Below are 9,951 nucleotides of genomic sequence, written 5' to 3'. Positions count from 1 at the left end.
CCTTCGTGATCCAATATCATCCGAACCGCACGGGCGCGAACCTCGGGTGAAAACTTGTTCGTTGTCTTGCTCATATCGGCTCCGCCTTCTCAGGAGTTGGAGCCTCCGACAATCCCGGGGCGGTTCAGTTCAACGAGAGCGGCCCCGATGGTCTGGCAACACGCAAAGCGCCGGGGGGGCCTCGATCCTGAACGATGAGCAGCGCGCCCGGCTTGCGGCGGTTGTCGAGGCGGGACCGATCCCTGCGGCGCATGGCGTGGTGCGTTGGCGGCTTGCCGATCTGGCGCAGTGGATCTGGGATGAGTTCGCGCTCTCCGTCACGCGCCACACTCTCGGGCGCGAGCTTCGCGCTATGGGCTATCGCAAGCTTTCGGCGCGGCCCCGCCACCATGGCCAGAAGCCAGATGATATTGTCGATTTTAAAAAAGCTTTGCCGCCCGTCTGGCGCAAATCAAGCTCACCCGGCGTTGGGCCAGGCGCGGCACACGCCCCTCAGCGCCCAAGAATCAACGCCGCTCCTCAGCATGGATCTTCGGCGCAATCTGCCTCGCTGAAGGCAAAGCTGCGGGCATCGTCATGCCCAAATGCAACAGCGAGGCTATGAGCATGCATCTCGAGGAAATCGCCTTCCACGTCGGGCCGGGCGCCCATGCCGTCTTGCTGCTCGATCAGGCCGGATGGCACGGATCAGCCGAGTTGATCGTGCCGCCCAATATCGCCCTGATGTCGCTGCCGCCGAGATGCCCGGAACTCAACCCAGTCGAGAACCTTTGGCAGTTCATGCGTGACAACTGGCTGTCCAACCGCATCTTCACATCCTACGAGGACATCGTTGACCATTGCTGCTTCGCTTGGAACGCGCTCGTCGAGCAACCATGGCGCATCATGTCCATCGGACTGCGACAGTGGGCACATGGGTTCTGATCAATGCGCCTTGGTATGAGCTGCTACGGGATTTGTCCCGTGCGTGCTTCGATGCGGGCAGAGCGCCCTCGCCTGCGCGGCGATATCAAGATCATCGGCGCGGCCAACGCCAACGCGCTCATGTCGAACACGAGCAGCTTCCTGAGCTGGGCGGCCAATGAGGTCGCATTGTTCACTTGCAGGCTTGGTTCAGGTTGGCCGAACTGGCCGCATCTTCCATCACGCAAAAGGTCAAGGCGAGGGTCCTGGTGCATGCCGTAGGTGATTGCTGCTCCTCAACCGTCCCAGCGCCGGTTCCGCCTTTGCCGGGGGGTCGTGGCGAAGCGATGCCTTGAGGGCTTCATCGAAGAAGTCCTGCTGCTTCCCGCTGCCTTGCTGCCGCTCCACATTCTTCGAATGAACCCGGTCTTGCTCCTCGGGTACCGAATTCAGCTCTTCGTTGGCATACACCAGCTACCATGGCTTCTGTCGACTTCTCCCGACCCATTCGGCGACATCGCTACCGCCATACTCCGCAGCGACCGGAGAGGCCGGGAGATCTCCCGGGGTAAGACGTTGATCCTTCGCTCGGTCGCCGCCGGATTTACCAAAGCGCGCGCCTGTCTGGGTATTGGGCGTCCCCATCCATTGCTGGGTTACCCCGCCGCACCGGCCTTGTATCCGCTTTCTGTTCGTCAGCTCCGAGCTATACCTCCGACTTCCTTCCCACCCCGCCTCGCGACGACGCGGTTGCCTTCAGCGAGCAGTTCCCACCAGCGGGGCCTGCAAGGGACTTGCACCTCCCACATCAACGCCATGCCTGATGCACAAAAAGCGGCGGGCCATGGCCCGCCGCCCAATCTTGTTTTGTGACGATCAGAACTTGGCCGAGAAACCGGCGAAGAAAGAGCGCCCGATGACGTCATAGGTGTTCGGGAAGGTATTGCCCGCGTTCGAATCGGTGCCGACGGTCGAGCCGACGATCGGCGGCTGCTTGTCGAACAGATTCTGCACGCCGACCCGGAAGTCGAACGATTTGTTGACCGAGAAGGTCGCGGTTTCGTCAAAGTACGAGAAGGCCGGAATCGTGCTCTTCAGGATCGGCGTATCCGCATCTGCGGTCACCTTGCTGAGGAACCGCCAGCGCGTGGTGAGATTGACCCCGCCGAGACCAAGGTCGACCGTCACGACATGCTTGTAGCGCGACATCGGCTCGTGCGGGCTGCTATCGGCGCCGAAATGACCGGCATATTGATAGCCATCCTGCTTGTAGTTCAGGATGTAATTGGCCGCGTAGCTTACGGCATAGGTAAAGCCGCCCGCAGTGGCACCGTGATATTCAGTATTGAACTCAAGGCCATCCGTCGCGATCTGCGAGAGGTTTTGGTAGGTCGCCGGCACGCCGAACTGGAGGTTGCCGCTCAGCGAACCATCAAGCGTGTTGCGCTTGATGCTCTGGCAAGCCGACGTACTGCCGCCGATGAAGCATGCGTTGATGACCGATTGCGGCGAGGCCACATCGATCGCGTTGTTGATCTCGATGTTGTAATAGTCGAGCGACATCGAGAAAGCGCGCAGGCTCGGCGGGTTGATGACGACGCCGACAGTGAACGTGTCGCTCTTTTCGGCTTGCAGATTGGGGTTGCCGCCGGTGAAGATATTGATCTGGCCAGCAACGGGTTCCGGAATCCGGCCAATCGACGAGGGCGGCGCGCCCTGTGCCTGGCAGATCGTCGCGACCGTTGTCGAGATCGCGCCCGCGCACGGGTCGGCGTTCAAGCTGCCCGTGCCGCCGGTGACGGGAGCATACAACTCGTTGATGTTCGGCGCGCGAACCGCGCGTTGGTAAATGCCGCGGAAGCGCAGGCCTTCGACCGGGCTGTAATCACCACCGTACTTGTAGGTGCTGACGCCACCGGCGGTCGAATAATCCGAATAACGATAGCCGCCTTCGAAATCGAGCGCATTAATGAGCGGCCGATCCTGCACGATCGGGATCTTGGCCTCGATATAAACTTCCTTGGTGTCGTAGCGACCTCCGATGTTCTGGCCCTGGCCGTAATAGATCAGGTCGCCCGATGCGTAATCGCCGGAGACCGTGGTGACGGCCTTTTCGCGGCGGTATTCGACACCGACGTTGATCGCGGCCGGGTTGTTGGCGAACGGGCTTTGGATGAAGCGCAGGTTGCCCGAGACGTTACCGCCCGCGATGAACTGCGAGGTGGTGGTATCCTGGGTGGCGTTACGCAGCACGAAGGCGAGTGACTTGGCGGACAACGTCCCTGTCGTGAACAGGTTGAGCGGAACGCAGCCGTTGGAAGTGTCGCGGCACTGCGGGCCGTTCGGTCCCGAGATCACGTCGAGCGCCTGGGTTAGCGCCGAGTAGGAGAGATCGTTCTCCAGCACTTCGTTTTTCTTCACGTGGCCGTACTGGACGAAGGCGTCGAAGTTGAAATCGGGGTTGATCGCGCCGCGCAGGCCGCCGACGAACTGGTAGCTCTCGGTCGTGTGCTGTTCGGTCCGCCCACCGGTTTCCGTGACGCGCCGGCGGATACCCACCGTGGACGCACCGGTTTGCTTATTGATGACAAGAGCAGGGTTCGCAGCCGTATCGAAGAAGGCGGCCCGCTCGCCAGCCGTCAGGAACGGATTGTCCGGCGAAATATCGAACGTGTAGCCTGCGGTCGCGGTCGGCGCGAGGTTGGTGATCGATTTGACGTGCTCGTAATTGCCGCGACCGTAAATCTCGATGCCGTCGGCGATCTCGTACCGGCCCAGCGCCATGCCGTTGTAGCGTTCGAGCGGGATCTGCCCGTAGTTGACGCTGTTAAACCCGTAGGGAATGACATCCGAAGAGAGGCTGCCGTCATCGCGGATTTGCTGACGTCCGGCACCGGGAATGTCGAACGCCGTCGGCGTCGTGTTCGAAGAACCGCCGCTGTCGGTGGTGCAGGTGGACGGATGCGAAAGGCAGGGATCGTTCGAATCAACAGTGTGGGTGAGCAGCGAGCGGTCGCCGAACTTCAGCGTGTTGCGCTTCGAATAGCCGACGCTCGCAACGAGGTTACCGCGATCACCGAGCTTGATGCCGCCGGTAAGCGCGGCGTCATACTGGCCCGCGTCGCCGTATCGCGAAATTTGCGCGCTGCCGTCGGCGCGCAGGCCGGTGAAGCGGTCGTCGAGCACGAAGTTGACGACACCCGCGATCGCGTCCGAACCGTAAACGGCGGACGCGCCGCCGGTCAGGATGTCGATCCGCTTGATGAGCGCGGTCGGGATGGTGTTGACGTCGACGGCGCCGGTCGTGTCGTAGGAGGGGGCGCGCTTGCCGTCGATCAGGACGAGCGTGCGGTTCGGGCCGAGGCCGCGCAGATCGACCGTGGCCGCGCCATCGCCCGGATTGTTGCTCGCGGCCGTGCCGCCGGGCTGGAACTGCGGGTTCGCGGTCAGGATCTGTTCGACCGTAATGGCGTTCTGCGTCTTCAGGGCTTCTGCCGAGATCGTGGCGATCGGGCTCGATCCGACAAGGTCCGGACGCGTGATGCGCGAACCGGTAACGACGACTTCCGCTTCGGGTGCCTCGGGCGCGGCAGACGTGTCGGGCTGCGGCGTGGGCTGGTCAGCGGCGAAAGCGGGCGTAGCGCCGAGGGCTAGCGCTAGCGGAGCGGCAGCGAGAAGCAGGCGCACCTTCCCCGAAGAACGAATAATCATGGTCCTGAAAGTCCCTTTTGATACCCTGGCCGACGGATCGTTGCGCCCGCACAGAGAAAGCCGATCCCGATGACGGACATGCCGCTCGGAACATACCTAAGGGATGAGGCGCTACTTTCAGCGTGTAAAGATGTCGTTTATGTTGCAACGCACTTTCGATGCGGGATGTGGCGCGACAGCAACGTATTGTGTCAGACCTGAAACATATCTGTAAAATTCGGTCTACGTCGCTCCCGCGCGCGCGTGGCTAGTGCGCAGCCATCGGCCCTGCCACCAGCAGCGGATCGAGCTTCGCGCCCTGCCAGCGGATCGCCCAGTGCAGGTGCGGGCCGGTCGCGCGGCCGGTCGCGCCCGAGAGGGCGACGGGCTGGCCGCGCCGGACGTGATCACCGACGCGCACGTCGATCCGCGAAAGATGCAGGAACGCGGTGTTGAGGCCCATGCCGTGGTCGATCATCAGCAAATTGCCCTCCAGCGTGAAGGGATGGTCCGCTGCGAGGATCACCACGCCGTCCGCCGGCGCCAATACCACCGTTCCGGTCGGCTTGGCGATGTCGAGGCCAGAATGATAGGCGCCCGCCTCGCCGTTCTTGTAGATGCGCTGCGAGCCGAACAGCGTCGAGATCCGCCCCGTCGTCGGCCACATAAACGCCTGCCGCCAGCCTTGTGCATCGGTCTTCAGCGCCCGCGCGGCGGCGATCTGGGCGAGTTCGGTGGGGCGGATGCGGGCGAATTCGGGGGCGGGAACCGGATATTTGGGCAGGCTCGCCAGCCTTGAGATATCCCAGTTACGCGGCGCGACATTGAGCTGGTCGCGCACCTGCCGACCATCGTCGAGCGTGGCGACCAATGTCGTGATCGGCCCGGCGTCACGATCGAAGCCGAACACGAAGCGCCCGTCGCGCGCCACCGGCACGCTCGCGCCGTTGACCGTCACCAGTGTTGCACCTGCGGGCGCGGTGCCGATCACCAGCCCGCCCTGAATCACGCTGCCGGTGTAGCTGAATCGGACGGGACCGGACGGACGCGGTGGTGGCACGCTTGGCGAACGCGCGACCGGCGTGGCCGGCGCGGGCGGGATGCTCGGATAGCGCGGCACGGTCGCGCAACTGCCGAGCAGCAGCAGCGCCACCGTCGCACTCCCCGTAAAGGCGGGGTATTTGCGGAAGGCTCCCAGCGTAAATCGTATCGAGTTTTCCCGCGAAAGCGGGACTCCAGAGCCAGGCAGAGCAACGATGTGCGGTTCTTGTGGCTCTGGACTCCCGCCTGCGCGGGAGAACAGGAAGGGGCGCAACGATCCCGCAGGGACGCGGCGCATCAGGCGCTCAGCGCCTCGGTGGCGAGGGTCGCGCTCGCATAGGCTTCCTGCCGCGCCGCGCTCCAGTAGCGCAGATCTTCCAGAACGATCCGCGCGCCGCTCACCGCGCACAGCACATGGTCGCCGGGGGTGAGCACGCGGAAGCCGTTCGCCATATAGTGCAGCCGGGCGAGGCGATCGGTGTTGGGCATCAGCATGGTGGCGGCTCTCGGCTAGAACAGGTTCGGCTGGTCGGCCGGCTCGGATTTGCGATCATAGGGCTTGGGGCCGGCGCGCTCAACCTTGGCATCGACCTGTCCGTCGCGGAAATGGAGCGTCACCGCCCCCGCCGCGCGCGCCGCAGCGCCCGAGACGAGCGTGTCACCGCTGGCACGCGCCGTCACGCGCACATAGCCACGGTCGAGCAAGGCATCGGGGTTGAGCGACTGCGCCAGCCGCCAGGTCCGATCGAGCCGGTCGCGCGCGCTCTCCAACTGGCGAGCCAGCACCGCCGGGCGGAGCGCCCCGGACGAGCGATCGAGCACGCCGCGCGCTACCGTCACGCGCCGTTCCAGCCCACGATCGAGCCGCGCGCCGAGATCGTCGGCGCGCTGACGCTGTGGCCCGAGCAGCGCGTCGCGCCGGGGGATCACCCGCACCAGCGCCTCCAGCTTTTCGCGCGCGCGCTCATGATAGCGCCGCGCGCAGCGTTCGGTGCGCTGGCCGTGCGCCGCCAGCGTCAGCCGCAGGTCGGCGAGCACCGGCACCGCCATCTCCGCCGCCGCCGTCGGGGTCGGCGCGCGCAGGTCAGCGGCATGATCGGCGAGCGTCGTGTCGGTCTCATGCCCGACCGCAGAGATGATCGGGATCGAACACGCCGCGATCGCGCGCACCACGATCTCGTCGTTGAACGACCACAGATCCTCGATCGAGCCGCCGCCGCGCGCGACGATGATGAGGTCGGGCCGCGCCACTGCCCCGCCGGGCACCAGCGCGTCGAACCCCCGGATCGCCGCCGCCACCTCCGCCGCCGATCCGTCGCCCTGCACCTTGACCGGCCAGACGATGACATGGCTCGGGCAGCGATCCTCGAGTCGGTGGAGGATGTCGCGGATCACCGCGCCGGTGGGAGATGTCACCACGCCGATCACGCGCGGCAGGAACGGCAGCCGCTGCTTGCGCTGGGCGTCGAACAGCCCTTCGCCGGCGAGCTTCGCCTTCAGTTTCTCCAGCAGCGCCATCAGCGCGCCTTCGCCGGCTAGTTCCATCCGTTCGATGATGATCTGGTATTTCGACCGCCCCGGATAGGTGGTGATGCGCCCGGTCGCGATCACCTCGATGCCGTCCTGCGGCTGGAACGGCAGCATGTTGACCTGCCCTTTCCAGATCACCCCGTCGATCACCGCGCCGTCATCTTTCAGCGCGAGATAGGCGTGGCCCGACGCGACGCGCTTGTAGCCCGAAATCTCGCCGCGCAGCCGGACATGGCCGAACTCGCCCTCGACCACGCGCTTGAGCTTCGCCGCCAGTTCGCCGACCGAGAGCGGCGCGGCGTTGTCGCCCGCCATCTCCTCGGCTACCAGCCGCGCCTGGCTATCGTAAAAGGGGTCCGCCATGAATGTCCTGCTGATCGGCTCGGGGGGTCGCGAACATGCGCTCGCCTGGAAGCTCGCGCAATCGCCGGGCCTCCATAGTCTGTTCGCCGCACCGGGCAATCCGGGCATCGCGGCGCATGCGCAGGTGGTCGCGCTCGACGTGACCGATCATGCGGCGGTGGTGGCGTTCGCGGGCGAGCAGGCGATCGGCCTCGTCGTGATCGGCCCCGAAGCGCCGCTGGTCGATGGCCTCGCCGATTCCCTCCGCGCCGCCGGCGTCGCCGTGTTCGGCCCCTCGGCGGCTGCCGCCCAGCTCGAAGGCTCGAAGAGCTTCACCAAGGCGCTCTGCGACCGCGCCGGCATCCCCACCGCCGGCTATGCGCGCGTCACCTCGCTTGAGGAGGGCCTCGCCGCGCTCGACCGTTTCGGCATCCCGGTCGTCGTCAAGGCGGACGGCCTCGCCGCCGGCAAGGGCGTCACCGTCGCCGAAACCCGCGCCGCCGCCGAAGCCGCTTTGCGCGATCTGTTCGCCGCCCCCGGCGGTGAAGCGGTGATCGAGGAATTCCTTGAAGGCGAGGAAGTCAGCCTGTTCGTGCTGACCGATGGCACCGCGATCCTCCCGTTCGGCACCGCGCAGGACCACAAGCGCGTCGGCGACGGCGACACCGGCCCCAACACCGGCGGGATGGGCGCCTACAGCCCCGCCACCGTTCTGACGCCCGAGCTGGAGCAGCGCGCGCTCGACGAGATCATCTGGCCGACCGTCCGCACGCTGGCGGCAGAGGGCAATCCCTTCTCGGGCGTGCTCTACGCCGGACTGATGCTGACCGCGCAAGGCCCCAAGCTGATCGAATATAACGCGCGCTTCGGCGACCCCGAATGCCAGGTGCTGATGGTGCGGCTGGAGGACGATCTGCTCGACGTGATGCTCGCCGTGGCCGAAGGGCGGTTGGGCGAGCGCGGCGCGGCGCGGTTCGCCGAGGCGACCGCGCTGACCGTGGTGTTGGCCGCGCGCGGCTACCCCGGCACGCCCGAGGCCGGCGGCGCGATCGCCGGACTCGACGCCGCCGAGGTCACCGGCGCACGCGTGTTCCAGGCCGGCACGCGGATCGAGGAGGGCGCGCTGGTCGCGGCCGGCGGCCGCGTGCTGGCGGTGACGGCCACCGGCGCCGACGTGCGCGCGGCGCAAGGCGCGGCCTATGCGGCGGTGGATGCGCTCGACTTCGCAAGCGGCTTCTGCCGCCGCGACATCGGCTGGCGCGAGGTGGCGCGGGCGGGGTAGGGAGTTTCCCTATCATTTAGCTCGCAAACAGGCGCAAGCACTACGTGCATTCGCGAACGGCCGCGTAGCCGGGCTCATCATATTGCCAGGACAGAAATTGGATAAAAATTCGATACCATCCAGCCGTCGTTCGTAAATAGTTAATTGATTATTTCGGTCAGATTGACTGCTATTAGTCGAATCGGATTGTTCACGACTTAGGTGAAGGGTTCTTGCATATGGCGGAAGGCAATAAAACGGGTACTGATTTGCTCGGTCTTGCCGCCTACGGCGAGGCGATCAATACTGTCACAAAAGGCGTGGTTGATGGCGCTGGCGCATTTTTAAGCCGCATTTGCTTGCCGGTCTCGGAGGAGTTTGGCTTGCTACTGAGAGATAAGGTAGCAAATTGGCGAGCGAGGAATGCCGCAAAAATGCTTGAGGCGGCTGAAATTTTGGTCGGTCCTCCTACAGACGGAGCCAGTAAAACCGCACATCCGCGCCTAGTTCACATCGCCGTTCAGGAAGCGTCGTGGACCGATAATGATCAGTTGCAAAATATGTGGGCGGGGCTGCTTGCATCGTCGTGCAGCTCATCCTCTCCAAACGAAGACAATTTATTGTTAATGAACATTCTAAAGCAGCTAACCGCTGAAGAAGTTATAATGTTGAACTGGCTTTGTGAGTTCTTGATCAAGGGTAAAACGTCTGGAGGATATGTCCATACAATCGCTCAGTGGATTGATCGAGCAGAATTATTGTGCAGATCTGGTATCATGGACGCGGATAGAGCAGACCTCATACTGGATCATCTGCGGAATCTTGGCCTCATGGCGGAGGGGTCCGGTTTCGATATTAGAACTGGGAATGCCCGCATTTGGGCAAGTTCGACCGCCATTGCTCTTTATGCTCGTTGTAAAGGACACCGTGGTCGCATAATCGATTTTTACGAGCCTCTGGAAGATTATGATGCTTTGTTAAAAAAGCATGATTTGGAAAGTTATAATTCTACCTTTGACAGCGATAATTTGCATTATCCTGCGGAAAATTCGGAATGATACCAAGATTCACTGATCAGAACTCGCGAGCCCAATCACGCAGGCCGATAGACATGATCTTCCAGGGCTGGTCGACCAGCTTGTTCCAGGCGTCGCAGCAATGGTCGACGATGTCGTCATAGGAGC

The 9,951-nt window shown here is 63.7% G+C and carries 6 protein-coding genes and 1 pseudogene; 3 read left to right on the top strand and 4 right to left on the bottom strand.

Features of this window, described 5'->3' with window-relative positions; all coding sequences use genetic code 11:
- Positions 1–223: 223 nt before the first annotated feature.
- Positions 224–924, top strand: a pseudogene (locus EWE75_RS25805) (IS630 family transposase); the annotation flags it as partial.
- Positions 925–1,779: 855 nt separating this feature from the next.
- Here the strand turns inward: EWE75_RS25805 and EWE75_RS22980 are convergent.
- From EWE75_RS22980 to xseA, 4 genes are all read right to left on the bottom strand, one after another.
- Positions 1,780–4,614: a TonB-dependent receptor domain-containing protein gene (locus tag EWE75_RS22980; protein WP_130160400.1), complete on the bottom strand. Its 2,835-nt coding sequence runs from the start codon at positions 4,612–4,614 to the stop codon at positions 1,780–1,782.
- 247 nt (positions 4,615–4,861) lie between these two features.
- Complete coding sequence (locus EWE75_RS22975; RefSeq protein WP_231708534.1) at positions 4,862–5,746, bottom strand: M23 family metallopeptidase; 885 nt, start codon at positions 5,744–5,746, stop codon at positions 4,862–4,864.
- A 185-nt stretch (positions 5,747–5,931) separates the two neighbouring features.
- Complete coding sequence (locus EWE75_RS22970) at positions 5,932–6,129, bottom strand: DUF2093 domain-containing protein (protein WP_130160398.1); 198 nt, start codon at positions 6,127–6,129, stop codon at positions 5,932–5,934.
- Between the two features lie 15 nt (positions 6,130–6,144).
- Positions 6,145–7,527: an exodeoxyribonuclease VII large subunit gene (gene xseA, locus EWE75_RS22965; protein WP_130160397.1), complete on the bottom strand. Its 1,383-nt coding sequence runs from the start codon at positions 7,525–7,527 to the stop codon at positions 6,145–6,147.
- Here xseA and purD point away from each other — a divergent pair.
- The gene (gene purD / locus EWE75_RS22960) at positions 7,526–8,788 is read left to right on the top strand and encodes a phosphoribosylamine--glycine ligase (protein ID WP_130160396.1); all 1,263 of its coding nucleotides are present in this window, start codon (positions 7,526–7,528) and stop codon (positions 8,786–8,788) included. The genes xseA and purD overlap by 2 nt on opposite strands.
- Before the next feature lie 218 nt (positions 8,789–9,006).
- Positions 9,007–9,825, top strand: coding sequence for an Abi-alpha family protein (locus tag EWE75_RS22955; RefSeq protein ID WP_130160395.1), 819 nt, complete (start codon positions 9,007–9,009; stop codon positions 9,823–9,825).
- Positions 9,826–9,951: the final 126 nt, after the last annotated feature.

Origin of the sequence: Sphingomonas populi (assembly GCF_004208535.1) — a bacterium.
Taxonomy (GTDB): domain Bacteria; phylum Pseudomonadota; class Alphaproteobacteria; order Sphingomonadales; family Sphingomonadaceae; genus Sphingomonas; species Sphingomonas populi.
This window is presented reverse-complemented; position numbering and strand designations above follow the sequence as displayed.

Coding starts and splice junctions, on each gene's coding strand:
- EWE75_RS22980 (WP_130160400.1), bottom strand. CDS start 4,614: ATGATTATTCGTTCTTCGGGGAAGGTGCGCCTGCTTCTCGCTGCCGCT.
- EWE75_RS22970 (WP_130160398.1), bottom strand. CDS start 6,129: ATGCTGATGCCCAACACCGATCGCCTCGCCCGGCTGCACTATATGGCG.
- purD (WP_130160396.1), top strand. CDS start 7,526: ATGAATGTCCTGCTGATCGGCTCGGGGGGTCGCGAACATGCGCTCGCC.
- xseA (WP_130160397.1), bottom strand. CDS start 7,527: ATGGCGGACCCCTTTTACGATAGCCAGGCGCGGCTGGTAGCCGAGGAG.
- EWE75_RS22955 (WP_130160395.1), top strand. CDS start 9,007: ATGGCGGAAGGCAATAAAACGGGTACTGATTTGCTCGGTCTTGCCGCC.